Here is an 18383-nt window from a genome sequence, read left to right on the forward strand (position 1 = left end):
TCCGCTCCCTTATCGTTTATATCGCCACATCCGCTTTAATGGCCGGATGTGGATCGTAACCCTCTAGCGTGATATCTTCGAATGTGAACGCGTCAATGTCCGTAATTGCCGGATTCAGGCGCAGCGTCGGCAGCGGCCGCGGCTCCCGTTCGAGTTGCGTACGAACCTGGTCGATATGGTTAACGTAGATATGCGCGTCGCCTAACGTATGGATGAATTCGCCGACGCCAAGTCCGCATACTTGAGCGATCATGTGCGTGAGTAATGCGTAGCTTGCGATATTAAACGGAACGCCGAGAAAAGCGTCGGCCGAACGTTGATGTAGTTGGCACGATAGACGACCGTTCGCTACGTAAAACTGGAACGCGAAGTGGCACGGTGGGAGCGCCATTTGTTCGAGTTCGCCGACGTTCCAGGCCGATACGAGCAAGCGGCGGCTGTCCGGGTTGGTGCGTATCTGTGCGATGACGTCTGCGATTTGATCGATTACCTTCGTTTCCATTTCGTATTCGCCGGGGAACCGGTGCGTCCATGAACGCCAATGCGCACCGTAAATCGGTCCGAGGTTACCGTACTTGTCCGCCCATTCGTCCCATATCGTAACGCCGTTATCGCGCAGGTACTTAACGTTCGTATCGCCGCGCAAGAACCATAGCAGTTCGTACGCAACCGACCGCCAGTGAACGCGTTTCGTTGTCAGCAGCGGAAATCCGTCCGCGAGATTGTAGCGTGTTTGGTAACCGAAGACAGATAACGTACCGGTTCCGGTGCGATCCGACTTTGCTGCGCCGTTGTCGAGAATGTGGCGTAGAAGTTCGTGATACTGCCTCATCCGTTCGTCCCCGTATGCCCAAACCCGCCAGCACCGCGCGCCGTCACGCTCAACTCGTCCACTTCGGTAAACGTAACGGCCGGCACCGCTTGGATAACGCCTTGTGCGACGCGGTCACCTTTGCGTACGATATAAGTTCCACACGGAAACTCAACGCCAACTTCCCAACGCAGATATTCGTTATTTAGCGTAATTCCCGAATGTTCGTACTCGCCGTCGCTTACGATGGTATTCTCGAACATCATCGATACTTCGCCGCGGTAATCCGAATCGATAACGCCAACTCCATTCGGCTGTCGCAGCTTCGTCTTAAACGCGATGCCCGACCGCATCATGACGTAGAGCACATAGCCGGCCGGCACTTCAAACGCGAGGCCGAGCGGAACCTTTTTCGTCTCACCTGGCGCGATGATTACGTCCTCGACCGCTACAAGATCGAAGGCAGCCGCGCCGTCCGTTGCGTACTGCGGAATGACCGCGTCCGGATGAAGTTTGCGGATATTAACGTTCATTAAAGGATCACTCCTTTCACGTCAACCACATAGACTTTATCGCCTCTAACTGCGAGAATGACGGTAACATCGCCGTCCTTGATAACGCGTAACTCTACGACCGAGTAATCAAGGTCTTTGATATCGAACGTAGGGATATACGTAAATGTGCGTGCATCTCCACTCAAATTGCGTCCTCCTCCGTAAACAAATTCGGTAGTTAATCGTTCAATTGCGTAGCGTGCCGCTGCTTGCCGCCGTTCCAGACTCGCGAGTATGGCGCCGCGCTTCTCACGTCGAGTTGCGATTATTTCCGCTTGGCTGCGGTCTCCGAAAACGAGCGGATGACGGCGACTTCCGACTATTCCGGAGTAGCTTTTCATTCACAACGCCTCCTTCATACGTATAGTCGCCGGCCAATCGCGTTTCGCACAACGACTTCACTTACTTATTCGTTCGATATTTACGTTTCGCACACGTCGGAGAAAATTCACACGTTACCGCACGCTTCCAGTTCCGCAAATTCCGCAGGCATATCGTGATTACGCAGAATACGCTCTACGACGTCGACGACCGGATGACGCTGAACTTCCGTTAAATTAACGTGATCGAAATATCCGTGCGCTCCCTCTTCGTACAGGCCGGAAAGTAGACGATACAGTCCGTTAGATTCCGGTGTCCGCAGCCTGGCGTCATCTATCTGCGCGAAGTTTCCGAGGAATACGATCTTCGTTCCGTCAGCGGGCCGCGTCCCAATCGTTGCGATCGTGTGTGTATCGAGGTTCTGACTTTCATCGGAAATTACGAACATATGGAGAAAGGAGCCGCCGCGCATCGTTTGAATCGGATCGAAAAACAGCTTCCGCTTGTCTTCGCCACCCGACGTTAAATAGTGATAAGCGCGCTTTGCTTCAGGAGACATCGCGTCCAAGTTATCGAGGAAAGGACGCATAAAAGGATACGTCTTTCCCTCATGAATATCGCCCGGTAAGAAACCGAGATCGACGCCAACTTGCGTCTGCATACGTGTATACATCATCTTACGGAAGTCCTGGTCCTCGGTCAGACGATGCATACCGACAGCCTGCGTAATTAGCGTCTTACCCGTGCCGGCCGGTCCCGTAAGGAATAGCAACGGCTTATCGTTCGTGAGCGCCTTAATGGACGCGCGCTGTCCGTCGTTCCTCGCGCTGATTCCCCAATACGCCATTGATCGCGTCCCCTTTCGTAATTAAGCGCTGCAGCTTACGCAATCATCGACCTCTAGCGACTGGTTCCTAAAATAATAGATGGTCTTAAGACCGTCCTTCCACGCCTGATCATAAATATTGAGCAGTTGGCGCGCAGTATAGTCCGGTGTCAGATAAACGTTGAATGACTGCGCCTGATCGATATGGCGTTGTCGTACGCCGGCCGCCCGAATTGACCACGTTTGGTCGATCGTATGCGCCTCTTTATAGAACCACATCGTATCCGCGTTCAGGTTCGGCGCCGTTTGCGGAATGACTGCGTTCTTCTTCTCTTCGATAAAAAACTTCGCGAAGATCGGATCGTTACATGCAGTCGAGCCGGCGATTAACGAAGTCGATGCGGTCGGCGCCGGACTCATCGTCCAACCGTTACGCATGCCGTATTTACGGACATTGTACGCTAGCTCAGCCCAACGCTCCTTCCCTGGAATCATGACGTAATTACCATAATCCGCGTCAATTTCGATATAGCCGCGCCGCCTAAAGTACTCGCCGGTTTCCCACTCGCTGCCGGCACAGACCGCGTAAGCACCGCGTTCCTTCGCGAGTTCATTCGACGTACGGATCGCCCAATACGCGATTTCCTCGAAGAGTTCGTCCGCTGCCTCAACGTGAGCTTCGCTTTCCCATACGATCTGATTCTGCGCGAGCCATTGCGCGTAACCGGACGTACCGAGGCCGACTGCGCGGTACTTCTGATTCGTCCGGCGGGCTTGCGGCACCGGATAATAGTTCAGGTCGATAACGTTGTCGAGCATGCGCATTTCCGTCGTTACGATGCGTTGAATGTCCGCCATCGATCGTACGCGGCCGAGATTGAGCGACGATAAGTTACAGACTACGAAATCGCCCGCCCGGACGCGGAACATGTCGTCGGCTCCGTCTTCCTCAACGGCAATGAGCGTCGTTTCGGACATGTTCTGCGCGATCTCCGTACATAGGTTCGAACAGTAAATCATGCCGGCGTGCTTATTCGGATTGGCGCGGTTAACGGTGTCGCGGTAGAACACGAACGGCGTACCCGTTTCGAAGCCGCTCGTCATAATCCGCTTCATGACGTCGATAGCCGGAATGGTCCGGTCCTTGTACGTCAGGCGCCCGTCGATCGCAGCTTCTACGCACTCCGCGTACTTCCGTTCGAACTCGTCTCCCCACGAATCTTCCAACGAATAGCCCATTACGGTGCGGACTTCGTGCGGATCGAATAAGTACCACTCGCCGCGTTCCTCAACCGCGCGCATAAACAGATCCGGAATACATACGCCAGGGAAGATATCGTGCGCCTTCATCCGGTCGTCACCGTTGTTCGTCTTCACGTTGAGGAAGTCGAGAATGTCCGGATGCCACACGTCAAGGTAGACGGCAACTGCGCCGGCCCTGACGCCGAGCTGATCGACGGCGAGCGCGGTATTGTTGTAGTTCTTAATCCACGGAATGACGCCGCCGGCCACGCCTTTATAGCCGCGAATAGACGACGAGCGCGATCGGATCTTGCCGACGTAGATTCCCATGCCGCCGCCGTGCTTCGAAACCTGCGCAAAGGCCGCGTCCGTATTATAAATCGACCACAAGTTATCGCCCGGCATATCGATAAAGCACGATGATAGCTGCGGAAGAGGCGTGCCGGCATTGGCGAGCGTCGGCGTCGCGACCGTCATCTCCAAACGCGAAAGTGGATCGTAGAACTGTTTCGCACGTTCAACGCGGTCCGTCTCGTTAAGCGCGAGATGCATCGCGATAACCATGAAACGTTCCTGCGGCAACTCCATAATGCGGCCGCCATCTCTACGTGTGTAGCGGTCGGACAGCGTTTTGATGCCGATATAGTTGAACAGATCGTCGCGCTCCGGACGGATATACGCCTGCAACTCTGCAACTTCTGCGGCTGTGTACGTCTCGAGCAGGTAGCGTCCGTACATGCCGCAGTCTTGGCCGCGTTCGATCAGCGCGTAAAGGTCGCCGTATCCGAACTGACCGACGTACTTACGGTTAGTCGCCGCTTCTTTATACAGGTCGTACGCGAGCAGCCGGGCTGCCACGTATTGCCAATTCGGACGTTCGATCGACGTTTTCTCGACGGCCACTTGCGTAATCGACCGCTGAATCTCCTTCGTCGTCATGCCGTCGCGGAATTGAAGCTTCGCGTCACGTTCGAGTTCGAGCGGTGAGCATTCGGGATAGCCGGCGCAGGCGTATTCGATGACCTTGCGCATCTTGCTTACGGTGAGTTCTTCGCGTGTTCCGTTACGTTTAATAATTTGTGTCAATGAGTCCGCTCCTTAAGTAGCGCGAGTAGCTGCGCCTTTTTCTCGTTTAACTTCGTAATATCTTCGTTACGTATGGCGATGCAATACTCGATATGGGCGATTTCAGCGCGTAGCTGGGCGGCGGTCATACGGCTTCAAGTCGCAAATTCGCGGCCGTTACGTAATCCGTTTCAAGTTCGAACGCAATAAAATCGCGCCCCTCTTCCGCCGCTGCTACACACAGTGACCCCGTTCCAGCGAAGCCGTCGAGAATGATATCGCTAGGATTACTGGAATTCCGGATAAACTTACGTAGCAATTCCACCGGCTTCTCGGTAGGGTGCGTTAACCTTGCGCTAGGGACCTTTGCACAATCGATAACGTCCGGAATGCGCTTATCCCGTAGTAAAGACCGTCCTTTATGTCCGAATAAGATAAGCTCGTGTTTCGGCCCGTACGAACCCTTCAGATCGCCGGTTCCGTGGACGTTCTTATTCCAAACGATAAGGTTCTTTAATTTAAAATGACGTTCAAACTCCTGTTTAAAAAAGTCAATATGATGCCAACTGCAGAACATATAGATAGCCGTGTCCTCTTTGAGCACCCGATAACACTCCGCCAAGTATTGCGAAATCAAATCCGTTGAATCTACGTCGTTGGCGATATGGCGGAATTTTTCTGATGCGACGCGCCTATTGCTTCGGTAATTCATCAGATAAGGCGGGTCTGTAATGACGAGATCCACGCTTTTATCCGGCAACGCCCGCATGCCCTCGATACAATCGCGCTGATATATCCGGTTTAGCTCAAGCGAGCCGAGCAGCCTCTTCATACGTCGATCAACCCTTCCCGTATTAGATAAGCCAGTACGACGGCACACGCGTCCGAGTCATCGTAGCCGGTCTTAAACGTATAGTCCGTATCGAGGCGCAAGATCCTCCGCACAGCCTCCGCCACTTCCGGTTTCTCGGCTTTACCGTTACCTGAATACGTCGAGGTTGACGTTACGAGCTTCTTGACGGTCGTCGGCGCAAGGACCGGCTTAACGTCATCGACGCTATAGCCGTACGTATGAAGCGCTCTGTCCGCGGCTGACCAGGCGCTGAAGATCGTCTGCGTGGCGCGCTTATTGCGGCCGGCCGTAAAGTCTTCGCGTAGAACGAGGTTATACGGACGGTGAGCGTAAATGTGCTGCGCGATGAACGATTCGACGACCGCGGACCGGACCGCATCGTTATCGGCCGTCGACGTTGCGATCGATTCGGCCGCGATGAGATACGGGACACGGTTACGGACTTCTATCGTAGCGATGCCGGGCGATAACGATAAGTCGAGGCCGAGATAGCGTGTGGACGGCTCCTTAATTTTCGGTGACAGGCGGCATCACCTCTGCTCGGCGAAAAGTATAGACCGTGTTCCGCGTCGTTACTGTCAGCGTAGGCTCTTCGCGGGATACGCCTGTTACGGTAGACGTACGCAGCACTTGGTCGACTTCGTCTACGTATACCAATAGCAGCGGATTACCCGCCGTTACTTTAGCGATAAAGACGCGGTGTCCCTTACGGCGCGCTTCCCGTTCGTGCGGTGTACCGTCCAATTTGCGGATAGATTCAATAACGTAATTCAATTGGCGACCACCTCTTCCACCGATACCTCCTCGTAGAGAAGTCGGCCAACAGAATCGCGGGCCAGAGAAATAGTACGCTCGATATTGTCTCCACGTATGTCCTCATCCGCGTCAGGAAGAACCGAAATGAATTCGCCTAAGCGCGCTTGCGTATCTCCATCGAATACCTCATCTACCGGTACCCCGGCGTTATCCAACGCTGCTAATAACGCATACAGGACGATAAACTCCCGTTTCTTCTGCTCCGTCATTTACGCAACCGCTCCCTTCCGCATTTCCGTTAATTGTTCGAACGCTTCCGCAAACTGGCGCTTTTTCCAGTCCGGCATTCCCGAACGTTGGACCGCGCTAACCTGGCGTTCGAGCGCCGCAATCTCTTCGTCTGTGATTGACGCGGCAATCGCGGTCTTGAAAGAGTTGAATGTCCAATTGCCGAGGTCAAGCGCAGGCGTATTCGCACTCTCCGCAGCAGTCACGATGTCCGCAAATCGGTCAAGCACGTCAGCGCGCATCTCGTCCGTAATCTCGATACAATGCGCCTTGATGTCCGGATTCTTCGCGTACTCGTCTTCCGTCATGGCCCACGACTTACGCGAACCGTTTACGTAGAGGATGACGTAGTAATCGATCGGCGCGTCTTTTGCACCGTACATGAGCGAGTAGCAGACGCATTGCTTAACGTGGTCCTCTTTCGGACCGTTGCGCTGCGAATAGTCGGACGTTTGCGAGAACGTAGTCTGCTTCGATTTAACTTCGAGGCCGACGCGGATAACTTCGCCATCTTCCGAAACATAACGCATGATGCCGTCGCAGGTTCCGAACAGCGAGAACGTACGCCCTTTATGCGTAATCTCGCGCGCTACCTTCGCGAAGTCCTCAAACATCGGCTCGCCGCGGTCGTTGCGTTCGAAGGAGAAGCGCGTGCCGGCTACGTGTTTCTCCGCGAACAGGATATCGCGCTGGATGACGTCACCGATCGCCGTTCCGATACGTGTCCAGCGGCCTTGGTGCGGAGGCTGACCGCCGGCATCTTTCTTAGCGCCGCGCAGCTTTTCGTACAGACCGCGCGCATCCGAGTTGGCGCTCGATGGCGAAAAGTACGGTATATTACGGGGCGGCCAAACCTGACGCTTCCTATCCGTCAGGAGATCGGCATACCACTTGTGAATCTGCGCGTCCAAGGCGTCATCGTACGTTTCCGGCCGCGAGTGCCAGGCGTCGAGGTGCGCGGTAAAGTCGGCCGCGATTTGTTCCGTGAGTGACGGTGGTGCCGAGCCGATACGAGTGAAAATGCCGATTTAGACCGCCTCCTTCTCGTAAGTCGCTTCGAAAATGTCCGGTTTGCACGGATAAACCTCGCCTTTAACGCCGAGGATGATGTAATCGCCTACTTCTCCGCGCATTACGCCTTCCAGCGTCTTGATCTCGCAATGCGTCGGAAAGGTTACGATCTCGTTCGTCGTTACTTTATCGCAGAACCAGTCCGGACGGTTGTCTATCCAGTAACGGAACGCCTCGATAACAATGGGCTTTTTACGATACTTCGCCAACTAAACCGCCTCCCAAACTTCTCGCGTAATCGTACGCGTTACCTTACGAACTTCCGTAAGATCCGCAGCGCCGTAATCCTCGTATTCCCAGTCGGAAAAGTACGAACCGGATCTCGAAATGGTCCCGCTGTAATAACGTTCGCCGTCCGTAATGATGACTTCGAGCGTCTGGTACTTTTCGCCGGCACCGTCCCAATCGCTGACTTCCGCGGTCTTAAACGTTGTACCGTCGATTTCGAGCTCCTCTTCGCGCCATAACGCGATAAATTGCTTCTGCGTCATCTTAACGTTCACTCTTCGTCATCTCCTTCGTTATCATCTTCCGGTACCGCCCAGCCGCAGCTGCACGGATGGTCACCGTATTCATCCGCAAGAACGCGGATTTGGCGGCGGCATGACGGGCATGTGTACGTTGCTGTTTCGCGGGTCATCGCGCCCACCTCACATAGTCGTTGCTAAACCGCGTTTCGCACGTATCTATCCGCAAATTCCGGTAGCGGCCGGCAGTTAACGTAATCCCACTCGTCCGGCGCAAATTCGCACATCCAGCGCGGCTCGATTTCGATATCCGTTACGAGCGGTACGGACAGCTCGGCCGTCTCCGTCATGATGGCGCGGATGAGTTCGATCGTGGCTGGCGTGAGGTCCGCGTTCGGAACGGAGTTTTTAATTTCATCGTGGATCGACGCGTTAAACTCCCAGCCGCGCTCCTTACAAACGGCCGTATTACGGTTACCGTTCATTTTCAGAATGTCGGCGCCGGTCCCTTGAATCACGGCATTGAACGCCGCCCTTTCCCAATAACCGACGAGGCCGCGTTTCTCCGCGAGTATGTCGATTTCGTCTTGAATCGCGGTCAACCTACGTTCATCGGCCGGCGTCAGGATCGCTTTACTTCGTAGCTGCTTTCGGTCCGTATACAGCCGAATCAGTCGCTGTTCATTCCGCGCCCCGGCCGCCTTGACCGACGCATAGTCCGGAAATCGCCGCTTACGTCCGAATAGCGTTTCAACGTAGCCGTGGCGCGCCATGAAGCCGCGAATGTCCGCCACCATCGCCTTAAACGACGGAAACGTACGGTCGAAGTTTTCGAAGAACATCGCAGCTACGTCGTCGCTAACGTTCATTTTCTTCGCGAATGCTTTCGGCGACTGATCGTAGCTGACCGCGAGCACGCCCGTCTTCATCATAGACCGCGGCTTAAACGTGCTGGTCGGATCGTACGCCTTGTCGACGCAATACTCTTCCGCCAGGCTGAACGTCATCATCGCCATCGTCGTATAGAGGTCAACGCCGTCTACGAAGATTTGACGCATAGAGTTGTCGCCATACCGCGTCCACATGATGTGCGCCATGATGCGCGGCTCTATTTGGCCGAGGTCAGCGCCGACGAACGTAAAGCCGGCGCGGGGAACGAATTGATTACGGACGAGGACTCCACCGCCCTTGCTCGGCATATTTTGAAGATTCGAGCCGAGTGGTACCTTGCGGTCATCTGCGACTAACTTTCGTACAATCGAGTGGTAGTTACCGTCGTCAATTAAGAGCATAGGCGCGGATTACCTTTCTTTCTCGGTACCCATGTCCCTAAGCGCATCTCTTCTGCCACGGCTGTCGCCTCGCCGAGGTCCTTGCGCTTAGCCTTCATTGACACTCCGTTTCTCATAACCGCAATAAGATAAATTTCGGCCTCCGGATCAAAGCAAACATTCAATTCACCCGTCTTGTTGTTACGGCTCGGGCCTTGAACATTCTGCGTATTGATAAATTGATCAGTAACCCGCAAATTAATCTTTCGATTATCTAACGTATCCCCGTTAATGTGATCGACAACTGATCCGTCCGGAGCACTCACTAGGACTCGGTGAAGTTTAACGAACTCCCGTCCTCCACCTTTTCGTGCTGCGTTCCGTATCGCATACGGCTTCCTCGCAGGATCTTTCGGATTGTACGGAAGGTCGACACACCAGGAGCCGCCAGCTTCAATTAATTGCGGTAAGTCCTCCGTATCAATCAGAAACTCAAAAACGTGCCCATTTCGCCGCCTTATGAAAATCGCCGTCGTTTCCCCACGGCTCTCGTATGCGTTCTTCACACGTCCACCTCCGTTTCAAACTCCGCTAAAATATCGATAGGCCTGCCTGTATACCCACTTGAACTATACCGACCGGTTGATGTTCCACCAGCCTTCCAGTCGCTGTGTAGTCGTCCATCGCCCTGTAATGCCACCGGTATCTTCAACACGTACGTATTTAGCAGCTTCTCGTAAGCAGCAACGGTCGCCAGCGGTTTTAACGCTTCTTCTTCCTCGTAATAGGCGTCGAGTACGTCAGCCGCCGTCGATCGCGTCTTGCCGCGCTTAAACTGGCCGGTCCGGTCGCGTATACCGAGATGGTCGTAAATCAGATACGCGAGGTGGTTCCCGTTCGTAATCGTGAAGCCGTCATCCGTAAACAGCGGCGCGTGCTCTTCGTCGGCCGGTGCTAACGTCTCCGCTTCTAAATCATTAATCCGCGCAATCGCGTCAGCATAACGTTTCAGCCCCGTCTTACCTGCCGCCTCATCGTCCGCAGCCACTTTCCGGAACTTGGCGAGCGCTTCGTCACGGCGTGCAATCCGTTTACGCTGCGCCTCGACCCAATCCGTGACCTTCTTAGCGTGAAGCGTTCGGTCCATCCGACGTACGAACGCGTCGTCAATTCCGTACGATTCGATAACGGACGCCTTAGCTTCCGCCAACTTCGGTTCAAACTCCGCCTGCAGACGCGCCAGACCGCCGCTATCGATCTCAAAGCCGCATCGCGCCATGAATACGTCGGTCTCCGGCAGCTTCGAGTCAATGAGCGCGTAGCATTCGAGTAGGCGGCCGGCTCCGTTCGCTGACGCAGCCTTCGCCATCTGCTCGTATTGCCATTCGAAGAACGACCAACCGTACTTAACGTCGTTGATCGCGTAGATGCCGACAAGCTCCGTATTGAACGGCGCCGGCGAACGGTTGCCGAAGATGTCCTCGAACGTAAGGATCGGGCCAGGTATTCCGAAATAGCGTCCGTACTTCGCGACTAGCGGCTTCAAACCGTAGGCCGGCTCGTGCTCGTTCATCGCGTACATTGCGTCGAGCGTGTCCCAAACGCAGCCGCCGATCTCATAGCCGTCTTTAATCGCAACGTGAAGATCGTAGCGTGCGGACCCCATATGGAACGTCTTACCGTGTTCCGGTCGTCCCAGGTACGGCGAGATTGCGGCCAGCACTTTCGAACGTGTGAGTTGGCGCTCATCGTTCTTAAATGCGGCCTCATCCGTTAGAAACTCGAAATCGGCTTCGCCTCTCATATCAACGTGTCCGTACGGAAGATAGTAGCCTTCGTTAAGTAGCGGCAGCCAAATGCTGAAGCCGATCGAAACGTCGATGTACGTATCAACGCCGGTACCCTCGAAGTCGCCGGCCGTCATCGTATCAACGCCGAGGATACGAAACCTGTCGCGCCACGCCGTCATCTGGCGGCGGCATTCCTCACGTACACGGCCGATAAACGTCGGAAGCTCGTCATCGTCCGTTAAGATGTGGTAATTGGCGGGCTTTGACGCGAGGACTTCCGCAGTCCTCGCGCCCCTTTCCGCTTCTTCTTCGCGCTGCCTAATCCGCATGCCGGCTCCGATAACGTCAGCCTTCGTCCACTTGGCGATATCAGAACGGACGTTTCCTATTCGTCCGTCTGCGTGCGCCTTGCGTGCTGCCTCGAAGTAAACGCGCTCCTTGTCCGTTAACGACATCGAACCAATACGGTCGAACGCCTCCGCGGCCGTCTCCGTTTTAGCCGCCACCTTCCGCTCAACCGCCGCCTTAACCGCTTCAGACGTTGGCGCGTCCGGGGTCGTACGGATGTTTAACGTAAGTTTGACGTCGTTCATACGTTGTCGAAACGTTGCTCGACCGGAACGATGAGGGATGCACTGTCTCCTTCGTTAAAAAATACTCCGCGGTACTCTGCGCTACCGACATGTGATTTATCGGCCAGCCTAACGCCGATTGCGGTACCACCGCTAGCAGCGTCCTCAACCGTTCCCATTCCGGTCTTTCCGTCCTTGCGAATAAATGATACGAGGTCACCGCGCTTATACTCGCCGACTTTGCGGCCGATCGCGGACCATTTCGCTTCTTCGGCGGCCTTACGTTCACCTTCTGCGATTTCCTCAGCGGTCACCTTTACGAGTTGGTCCGGAAGTGCGTAACCGTACTGCTGACCGCCTCCGGTGATCTGCACCTTTCCGTTATCGAACGGAGAGAACGAAGAGAACGGGGCCTCTACGGTATAAACCGAACCGTTATCGTAATCGTGCAGACTCGCTCTTTGCCCACCGCTCACCAACCGTACCTTATCGCCGACTGCGAATTTGCTTCGCGGATCGAGCGCTTGTTTAGCAGTTTCGCGGGCCGCCGCTACTTCTTCGTCGGTTGCGCGGACCAGGCGGTATGCTTTTGCCCAACTTGTCTGTCCATCGAACGTTTTAGCACGATAAGGTATGTCGGAAGCATCCGTTTCGATAACTTCGGCAATAGTCCCGTTGCTGAACATGAACCCGTCGTTACTGTCCACAACCTTCGCGTAATCGCCGACTTTCAAGCGTGCCGGCTGCGGTTGGGCTACGGACGTTGTTACCGGTTCGAGGACGACGTATTCTTTGTACGCGATAAGCTTTTCAACATCCGCAACCGAGACGCGAACATCTCCAGACATATCGCGGTCAACACGAACGACTTTAAACTCCGCTCCGTTACTGTAGTAGCCGCTAGTCATGTAAGCTGCTACGATGCGAATACGTTCGCCGACGGTGGCTTTACGTTTGACTTCGCGATATTGCGGCGCGGACGTTTCAATCGGTTCGAGTACGTGATAACCGCCAGGTAACCGGCCGCCTTCAGCGAAGAAAATATGGCCGCTGGGCTCAACTCGTGTTACGATGTGCTTTCCGTCTATCGAAGGCCTCGTGTGACCGAACACCTCCACGAGTTCCCCTACGTTAGCCTTCCGCGCAACTTTACGGTAGCTGCGTCCTTCGTGGACGATTACGTCGTCGGACGGAGCCGGTTCCGCTTCCGTTACGAGTTCGAATTGGTCCTCGCCGAGCCATAAGCCGTTCTCAACAAGTCTCCACGCCTTACCGTAACGGCCGTCGTTCTTTGGATCACGCTCCTTAAGCGTACGGAGCTGGCCTCGACCCTTTCCGCGCACCTTGTCGCCCGGCTTGTACTCGTATTTCTTCTGCGCGAGGAATTCCGATTCCGTCGCGGGCTCGACGTCTGCTTTCGAAATCCAATTCCCGATGGTTCCGTCAGCACGCTCGCCTTTATACGGAGCTCCGATGTGGTCGTCTTCAACGATCTTCACAACGCTGCCGATTTCGTAGTTATTGGCGTTGCGGTTACCGGTGATCCGTGCATAGTCGCCGATAGTTAGACGCTTAGGCTTCTTCTGCGCGAGGAATTCCGCTTCCGTCGCAGGCTCTACGTCCGCCTCTTTCATCCAGTTGCCGGTCGTCCCGTCGGCGTGTTCGCCTTTGTATGGCGTACTGTCCTCGTCATCCTTGACGATCTTGACGATGGTACCGATGTCGTAGTTGTGGTCTTCGATGTTCCGAACGACCTTCGCGTAGTCCCCAACGGTCAGGCGGCGTTTAGGAACCGCAACTTCCTCCGCTCCTACCTTCTCGTAGACTTCCAGTGTATCGCCGTTCGTATCGAAGTCGTCCCCGTCATCATCCGTAATTTGCGCATCACCGAAAGAGTCGACCTCATTCACGACGTAAAAGCCGCCGGTTGTAACATCGCTGCTCTCCGTTTCGACGATTTTAACGATATCGCCCGCCTGAGCTTCGCGCTCAACCTTTCGATAAGTTACGTCGCCTACCGTTACCTCAACTGCCGGTGCTACTACGTTCAATTTCGCCATTAAAAGATCGCTCCCTTATCGTTAATTTACGTCTAATTGCGTATCAATTACGCCGAATGCGTCATATGCGAGTTCGAACGCGTATTCCTTGGCGCAGGTGCGGACCCATCCGTTATGGACGTAACCGTAGCCGTCAGACAGTACCGCTACTTCGTCGCCGTCGTAAATCTCTCCGCCGCATTGGGCGCAGATCGCGACCTCGCGCGGTTCAGGCGCTAACGACATCGGCCGCTTCCCCTTCGAACATGGTCCGGTCGAGCACGATAGGGAGCTCAATCCAACGCTCCGTCGCGCGGGCTTCGGTCGCCCAATATTCGCTGAGCATCCGGTTCTCGAACATGAATACGCGCGGGATTACTCCGTCGGCCGCCCATACGCCAATAATGTAATCAGCGTCGGCGCGGTCGTACGTTGTGCCGTTCCCTTTCTTCGCGCTGACAACGAGGTCGCCGCCGCGGTCCAAACGTTGCCGGATCGTCTTACACTGGATCTTAACGTGGTGGCCGCTAACCGGGTCCGTCGCCAAGATATCGTACGCTTCGTCCGTTTCGGCCGTATGAATCGTCCAGCCGTTCGCCAATAGCGCGAGCCGTGCGGTCAGTTCCGAATAACGTCCGATTACTTCGCTAATATGTGCCGTACTAATCACGCTCCCTCTAATTCGTCGTCAAAGCCGATATACGTTATTTCAACGGTCGGCTCACCGTCTGCTTTCGGAATTTCAGCCGGCGGTAGAGCGGCCGTACCCATTGGCGCTACGATTAGCTCCACGGTTACGTTAAACGGTCCGTGGTCGCCGTCGATCTCTTTAATGAAGCGCGCCAGGTGGCGGCCGACTTGCGGCAATTCCTTCGCGTCTTTTACGTTGATTCCGACCGCGATGCGGCGATCGGTACCGCCGTTGTACTCCGCCATGTAGCTCCGCCTCCTTTACGTTTAGTCCACGCTGCCTTTCAACTTGCCGAAGAGGATGCCGCTCAAAACGGATAACAGGATCAGCGCGCCGGCCGTACGGAGAAAGCCGAGGTCATAACCGGTTACAAACGTGACCAGGAACGATACGCCGAGGGCAAATAGCGCCCAAAATCCGATTACTACGATAAGGACGATGAGCCACGCGATTGCCTTCGCGATCATTCCGCGCCACCTCCGCGTACAATTTGGCCGATCCTAGCCGCGATGCCGGCGTTCTCTTGCTTACGGGTGACGGCCGCGGACTTCAGATCGTTCAACGCCGCGATTTTATCGTCAATCTCCGTTACCGCAGCGTCGATTACGTCGTTATGCTTCATCAACTGCTGCTCTGTCGTCAGGAACTTCTTAATCGCGCGCTCCGACGATTTGTGAACGCGTTTAATACGTTTGCCGAGAATTTTCACGTTTTCATCACGCTCCCTATTCGATTTAGAATCCGAGTTTATCGGCGGAAAGCGGTGGCGGACCGTCTTCGATCGGTGTTACGTCGTCATCCGGTTTAGCCGCGGCAGCTCCGATCGATAAGCCGAGGCGCGCGATATCGAAGCCGGCGATGACGAGGTTCTTCGTTTGCTCCGCTTCGTCTGCTACGTACAAGCACGTTTCGAACGATTCGAGATCAAACGGAGCGTCGCCGATCTTAGCGAAATTCGCGCGTTCCTCATCCGTCAGATCGCGTTCCATCTTAACGATAGCGGACAACGAAACGACTGCGTTTGTTGACGCTCCCTTTTTCGAGAGTTTGAACGCAACCGCGTCAAGGTCATCGATATTATCGTCAATCGTAGCCTTCAACGTTGCCTCCTGTTTCGGCGATAGGTCGATTACGATGTCCTTGCCGGTCGCCAAGTCGTAGAAGGCGCGCAGGTAACGCTTCTTACCTTTGTACAGATACGCTTCGTCCGTGATCGCTTTGACCGCTTCCTCACCCGCGCCGCCCTCTTTCGCAGCCTTTGCGTCGGCATAGAGGAGATCAGCCGCCTTATCCCATTGCGAAGGATTGCCGGTTACATAACCGTTGTTATTCCGAACCGCTTGCTTCTCCGGAAGAAACGTGTTTACTTTCCCGAAAACGCCGTAACCGAAATACTCCGCGACATCGTTGACGGACTTGACGCCGACCTTGAGCGTTGTGCCGGACTTGAACGATACGATCGGTGATTCCGAACCTCCTCCGTTGTCGTTCGTAGCTTGCGCGGCTGCTTCGCCTTTCTTCGTAAATAAGCTCATGCATCACGTTCCCTTTCGTTTTAAATTCGGACTATTCTTACGTCCGCTGAGCGGCATTAACGAAGACCCGGTCGCAGCAACCTCTTCTATACTGCGCAACGTTAACACCGCTGAGCGGACGCATGAACTCGATGTTCACACGTTTCAGCCGCTCACTTACCTATTCGTCGGCCGCCGCAGTTTCGCACACTCTCGTTTAAATAAATGCGCAGAGCCCTTTCGCCAACGTCGTCTTCTCGCGTTTTGCTTCGTAAATACTTGCGTCAATCTGCGTATACTCCGCGTCTATTTCGCCAACGCGCTCAACCATCGCAGCCACAACGTTAAGGGAGTTCGTCTTCAGGCGGCGGAGCTCACACTCGGCGCGTTCGACCGCAAGCTCCGCCTTCCTAACGTTAAGCCGTTTGATCTCGCGCGCTTCCTTACGTTGAGCCGTCTTAAGGGCAGCCGCGAGCACTTTTTGGACGCCGTCAATAATGGGGCCGGGCGCGTTCGCTTGCGGGTAGAACGTGATGACCGTATCCTCATTAGGCGCGACGATGAACGCAATACGTTTGTGTGCGAATAGGCGTCCGCGGTTACCGTCTTCGGCGATGACGTCCGGATCAACGAGCGTAGCTTTGCGTAAACGGTCCATGACCCACATCGGCGCCTGTCCACGTTCAACGCCGAAATGTTCCGTGGCGCGATCGAGTGCGTGCGGTTTGACGAAAATCTTACCGGTAAAATGCGTGCCGGCTTTCGGGTCCAGGATCATCCGAGGCGCACCGCCTTTACGTTGAGCCGGATATAGTCCGCAGGGTCCTCGTATGGTTCGTAAGACCCGTTATACTGGACCGTTGGATTCACGGGTTTCGCTGCGCGCTTTGGCGCATTTTTTCCGTACATATTGCGTATATTATCGTTAGTAGTTCCGCTTTTCATGTAAGTTTACCTCCCCTTAACGTTTAAATATCGTTGACAAAAATTACAAGTATAAGATATAATCATGTTTGAAAAGACGCACATAAGGGTAAAATACATATGTTTAGAAAGTTATCCCGTATGACGCGGACAAAACGTCTGTGTTATACTACGGATGAGACCCGTTCTCACACTTCATTCCTAAAAGTGCGACAACGAAACGTTAAATGGCGAGATATTCGCGGCGGTCACCGAAACGATTAGCGTCGTAACGGCGGCCCAACGAAAGAAGCTTGCGGTTAACGGTCTCATGATGAAGCCCAATCGATTTAGCGATCGCATTGGGTGAAGCGCTGGCTGGCGCAATAAGATAGGCTTCGACGATTGACGTCGTCGTGGCATCGGTCTTGGCGGACCGGGAGAAGAAATCGATCAGTTGGCGCTGGTCGGTTTCTTTTTTTCTGCAGTAATCGTCATCCTGGCTTAGATAACGACTTTCAACTATCTCGGCACGCAATCGGCGACTCATACTATCTTGATCTGTTACACCATCTAGAATTTCGTCTAACGAGCATTGGCGCGCTCGCTTTCTTGATGTACTTCGTAGCAGATCAATTCGCTTCGTTCGCAGCCGCTTGTTCAACGTTCGCTCGAAATCCGTAATCCTGCAATCACCGAGCATCTTCATAATTACGTCATCGAAGATCATTTGCGCATCCGCCTCGTCTCCGTAACCGGACGATGACGTTACTTGGCTCCGGTTGATGTCGCGCAATCGCTTCGTTAAAGCGTAGATTTCCGCGAACACATCATTTCGACTCCGTACATCCTTACTTGCAATGTACTGCGTGTGGAGCATATTCAATTTTTCGTTTAACACTCGATCACCTCTTCGTATTTTGTGTCCTCACATACGTATAGTCGCTCGCCGATTCTGTTTCGCACACTTTGCGGAAAATTATGTTAGAATTATTTTTGTGCGATAACAATACGGGAGGCCGGCGGATTCATGCGCTACAAAACGGGCCGCAGCCGTCTCGTTGAGTGCCTCGCAAAAGCCGGTATGACGCAACAACAGCTCGCAGATAAAATCCCGATGGATAAGCGCCAGGTATCACGGTACTGTACGGGAGATATCAAGGGCATGTCGTTGCTGACGGCCGTTACTATTGCGGGAGCGATCGGATGCAGCCCGAGAGACCTTTTCGAGTTCATTCCGATATCATCAACGAAACGGCAGCGTGGAAACCCTTAACGGGTCTCCACCGTTTAGAAGTCTACTGCGCATGTGACTATAGCCGCTAAAGTAATCCCCGAAAGTCGATACC

At 54.3% G+C, this 18383-nt stretch carries 25 protein-coding genes; 1 reads left to right on the top strand and 24 read right to left on the bottom strand.

Annotated features, from left to right (window positions below; genetic code table 11):
* Window positions 1-16: 16 nt before the first annotated feature.
* The 24 genes from AC50YL_RS06605 to AC50YL_RS06720 all read right to left on the bottom strand — a co-directional run bounded on the left by AC50YL_RS06605 (window position 17) and on the right by AC50YL_RS06720 (window position 17935).
* Complete coding sequence (locus AC50YL_RS06605; protein ID WP_494830362.1) at window positions 17-832, bottom strand: thymidylate synthase; 816 nt, start codon at window positions 830-832, stop codon at window positions 17-19.
* Window positions 829-1344: a dUTP diphosphatase gene (locus AC50YL_RS06610; RefSeq protein ID WP_494830364.1), complete on the bottom strand. Its 516-nt coding sequence runs from the start codon at window positions 1342-1344 to the stop codon at window positions 829-831. Before AC50YL_RS06610 ends, AC50YL_RS06605 begins: the two co-directional genes overlap by 4 nt.
* The gene (locus tag AC50YL_RS06615; protein ID WP_494830366.1) at window positions 1344-1706 is read right to left on the bottom strand and encodes a hypothetical protein; all 363 of its coding nucleotides are present in this window, start codon (window positions 1704-1706) and stop codon (window positions 1344-1346) included. The genes AC50YL_RS06610 and AC50YL_RS06615 overlap by 1 nt, the downstream gene beginning before the upstream one ends.
* 107 nt (window positions 1707-1813) lie before the next feature.
* Window positions 1814-2533 carry a PhoH family protein gene (locus AC50YL_RS06620; RefSeq protein WP_494830368.1) on the bottom strand — a complete coding sequence of 240 codons (720 nt, stop codon included), beginning with the start codon at window positions 2531-2533 and terminating at the stop codon, window positions 1814-1816.
* 21 nt (window positions 2534-2554) lie between these two features.
* The gene (locus AC50YL_RS06625; RefSeq protein ID WP_494830370.1) at window positions 2555-4840 is read right to left on the bottom strand and encodes a ribonucleoside-diphosphate reductase subunit alpha; all 2286 of its coding nucleotides are present in this window, start codon (window positions 4838-4840) and stop codon (window positions 2555-2557) included.
* A gap of 124 nt (window positions 4841-4964) precedes the next feature.
* Window positions 4965-5651 carry a DNA-methyltransferase gene (locus AC50YL_RS06630; RefSeq protein WP_494830372.1) on the bottom strand — a complete coding sequence of 229 codons (687 nt, stop codon included), beginning with the start codon at window positions 5649-5651 and terminating at the stop codon, window positions 4965-4967.
* Window positions 5648-6196, bottom strand: coding sequence for a crossover junction endodeoxyribonuclease RuvC (locus tag AC50YL_RS06635; RefSeq protein ID WP_494831184.1), 549 nt, complete (start codon window positions 6194-6196; stop codon window positions 5648-5650). The genes AC50YL_RS06630 and AC50YL_RS06635 overlap by 4 nt, the downstream gene beginning before the upstream one ends.
* A complete protein-coding gene (locus AC50YL_RS06640; RefSeq protein WP_494830373.1) occupies window positions 6180-6446 on the bottom strand; it encodes a hypothetical protein in 267 nt (88 codons plus the stop codon). Before AC50YL_RS06640 ends, AC50YL_RS06635 begins: the two co-directional genes overlap by 17 nt.
* The gene (locus tag AC50YL_RS06645) at window positions 6443-6697 is read right to left on the bottom strand and encodes a hypothetical protein (RefSeq protein ID WP_494830375.1); all 255 of its coding nucleotides are present in this window, start codon (window positions 6695-6697) and stop codon (window positions 6443-6445) included. Before AC50YL_RS06645 ends, AC50YL_RS06640 begins: the two co-directional genes overlap by 4 nt.
* The gene (locus tag AC50YL_RS06650; protein WP_494830376.1) at window positions 6698-7627 is read right to left on the bottom strand and encodes a hypothetical protein; all 930 of its coding nucleotides are present in this window, start codon (window positions 7625-7627) and stop codon (window positions 6698-6700) included. It abuts the gene before it with no gap.
* 117 nt (window positions 7628-7744) lie between these two features.
* Complete coding sequence (locus AC50YL_RS06655; protein WP_494830377.1) at window positions 7745-7996, bottom strand: hypothetical protein; 252 nt, start codon at window positions 7994-7996, stop codon at window positions 7745-7747.
* Complete coding sequence (locus AC50YL_RS06660; protein WP_494830379.1) at window positions 7997-8290, bottom strand: hypothetical protein; 294 nt, start codon at window positions 8288-8290, stop codon at window positions 7997-7999.
* Between the two features lie 161 nt (window positions 8291-8451).
* On the bottom strand, window positions 8452-9546 hold the full coding sequence (locus tag AC50YL_RS06665) for a DNA polymerase (protein ID WP_494830380.1): 1095 nt from the start codon (window positions 9544-9546) through the stop codon (window positions 8452-8454).
* Entirely contained in the window at window positions 9537-10091 is a 555-nt protein-coding gene (locus AC50YL_RS06670; protein ID WP_494830381.1) for an HNH endonuclease, read from the bottom strand. Before AC50YL_RS06670 ends, AC50YL_RS06665 begins: the two co-directional genes overlap by 10 nt.
* Window positions 10088-11908, bottom strand: a complete 1821-nt coding sequence (locus AC50YL_RS06675; protein ID WP_494830383.1) for a DNA polymerase — start codon at window positions 11906-11908, stop codon at window positions 10088-10090. The genes AC50YL_RS06670 and AC50YL_RS06675 overlap by 4 nt, the downstream gene beginning before the upstream one ends.
* On the bottom strand, window positions 11905-13947 hold the full coding sequence (locus tag AC50YL_RS06680) for a hypothetical protein (RefSeq protein WP_494830385.1): 2043 nt from the start codon (window positions 13945-13947) through the stop codon (window positions 11905-11907). The genes AC50YL_RS06675 and AC50YL_RS06680 overlap by 4 nt, the downstream gene beginning before the upstream one ends.
* 21 nt (window positions 13948-13968) lie before the next feature.
* A complete protein-coding gene (locus AC50YL_RS06685; protein WP_494830387.1) occupies window positions 13969-14172 on the bottom strand; it encodes a hypothetical protein in 204 nt (67 codons plus the stop codon).
* Window positions 14156-14596, bottom strand: a complete 441-nt coding sequence (locus AC50YL_RS06690) for a PDDEXK-like family protein (RefSeq protein WP_494830389.1) — start codon at window positions 14594-14596, stop codon at window positions 14156-14158. The genes AC50YL_RS06685 and AC50YL_RS06690 overlap by 17 nt, the downstream gene beginning before the upstream one ends.
* Entirely contained in the window at window positions 14593-14862 is a 270-nt protein-coding gene (locus AC50YL_RS06695; protein WP_494830391.1) for a hypothetical protein, read from the bottom strand. Before AC50YL_RS06695 ends, AC50YL_RS06690 begins: the two co-directional genes overlap by 4 nt.
* 21 nt (window positions 14863-14883) lie before the next feature.
* On the bottom strand, window positions 14884-15084 hold the full coding sequence (locus tag AC50YL_RS06700; protein WP_494830393.1) for a hypothetical protein: 201 nt from the start codon (window positions 15082-15084) through the stop codon (window positions 14884-14886).
* The gene (locus AC50YL_RS06705; RefSeq protein WP_494830395.1) at window positions 15081-15326 is read right to left on the bottom strand and encodes a hypothetical protein; all 246 of its coding nucleotides are present in this window, start codon (window positions 15324-15326) and stop codon (window positions 15081-15083) included. The genes AC50YL_RS06700 and AC50YL_RS06705 overlap by 4 nt, the downstream gene beginning before the upstream one ends.
* 25 nt (window positions 15327-15351) lie before the next feature.
* A complete protein-coding gene (locus AC50YL_RS06710) occupies window positions 15352-16152 on the bottom strand; it encodes a hypothetical protein (protein WP_494830397.1) in 801 nt (266 codons plus the stop codon).
* Window positions 16153-16348: 196 nt separating this feature from the next.
* Window positions 16349-16909, bottom strand: a complete 561-nt coding sequence (locus AC50YL_RS06715) for a hypothetical protein (protein ID WP_494830398.1) — start codon at window positions 16907-16909, stop codon at window positions 16349-16351.
* A 369-nt stretch (window positions 16910-17278) separates the two neighbouring features.
* Window positions 17279-17935 (bottom strand): hypothetical protein, encoded by a 657-nt coding sequence (locus AC50YL_RS06720; protein ID WP_494830399.1) that lies wholly within the window; start codon window positions 17933-17935, stop codon window positions 17279-17281.
* Between the two features lie 129 nt (window positions 17936-18064).
* On the opposite strand from AC50YL_RS06720, the gene AC50YL_RS06725 reads away from it, so the two are divergent.
* Window positions 18065-18310, top strand: a complete 246-nt coding sequence (locus AC50YL_RS06725) for a helix-turn-helix domain-containing protein (protein WP_494830400.1) — start codon at window positions 18065-18067, stop codon at window positions 18308-18310.
* The last annotated feature ends 73 nt before the right edge of the window (window positions 18311-18383 follow it).

The organism is Paenibacillus sp. J22P277 (assembly GCF_059383675.1).

Bases quoted from the DNA above. Each gene is read 5' to 3' on its own strand.
- AC50YL_RS06605 (WP_494830362.1), bottom strand. From the start codon at position 832: ATGAGGCAGTATCACGAACTTCTACGCCACATTCTCGACAACGGCGCA.
- AC50YL_RS06610 (WP_494830364.1), bottom strand. From the start codon at position 1,344: ATGAACGTTAATATCCGCAAACTTCATCCGGACGCGGTCATTCCGCAG.
- AC50YL_RS06615 (WP_494830366.1), bottom strand. From the start codon at position 1,706: ATGAAAAGCTACTCCGGAATAGTCGGAAGTCGCCGTCATCCGCTCGTT.
- AC50YL_RS06620 (WP_494830368.1), bottom strand. From the start codon at position 2,533: ATGGCGTATTGGGGAATCAGCGCGAGGAACGACGGACAGCGCGCGTCC.
- AC50YL_RS06630 (WP_494830372.1), bottom strand. From the start codon at position 5,651: ATGAAGAGGCTGCTCGGCTCGCTTGAGCTAAACCGGATATATCAGCGC.
- AC50YL_RS06645 (WP_494830375.1), bottom strand. From the start codon at position 6,697: ATGACGGAGCAGAAGAAACGGGAGTTTATCGTCCTGTATGCGTTATTA.
- AC50YL_RS06665 (WP_494830380.1), bottom strand. From the start codon at position 9,546: ATGCTCTTAATTGACGACGGTAACTACCACTCGATTGTACGAAAGTTA.
- AC50YL_RS06675 (WP_494830383.1), bottom strand. From the start codon at position 11,908: ATGAACGACGTCAAACTTACGTTAAACATCCGTACGACCCCGGACGCG.
- AC50YL_RS06680 (WP_494830385.1), bottom strand. From the start codon at position 13,947: ATGGCGAAATTGAACGTAGTAGCACCGGCAGTTGAGGTAACGGTAGGC.
- AC50YL_RS06685 (WP_494830387.1), bottom strand. From the start codon at position 14,172: ATGTCGTTAGCGCCTGAACCGCGCGAGGTCGCGATCTGCGCCCAATGC.
- AC50YL_RS06695 (WP_494830391.1), bottom strand. From the start codon at position 14,862: ATGGCGGAGTACAACGGCGGTACCGATCGCCGCATCGCGGTCGGAATC.
- AC50YL_RS06700 (WP_494830393.1), bottom strand. From the start codon at position 15,084: ATGATCGCGAAGGCAATCGCGTGGCTCATCGTCCTTATCGTAGTAATC.
- AC50YL_RS06710 (WP_494830397.1), bottom strand. From the start codon at position 16,152: ATGAGCTTATTTACGAAGAAAGGCGAAGCAGCCGCGCAAGCTACGAAC.
- AC50YL_RS06715 (WP_494830398.1), bottom strand. From the start codon at position 16,909: ATGATCCTGGACCCGAAAGCCGGCACGCATTTTACCGGTAAGATTTTC.
- AC50YL_RS06725 (WP_494830400.1), top strand. From the start codon at position 18,065: ATGCGCTACAAAACGGGCCGCAGCCGTCTCGTTGAGTGCCTCGCAAAA.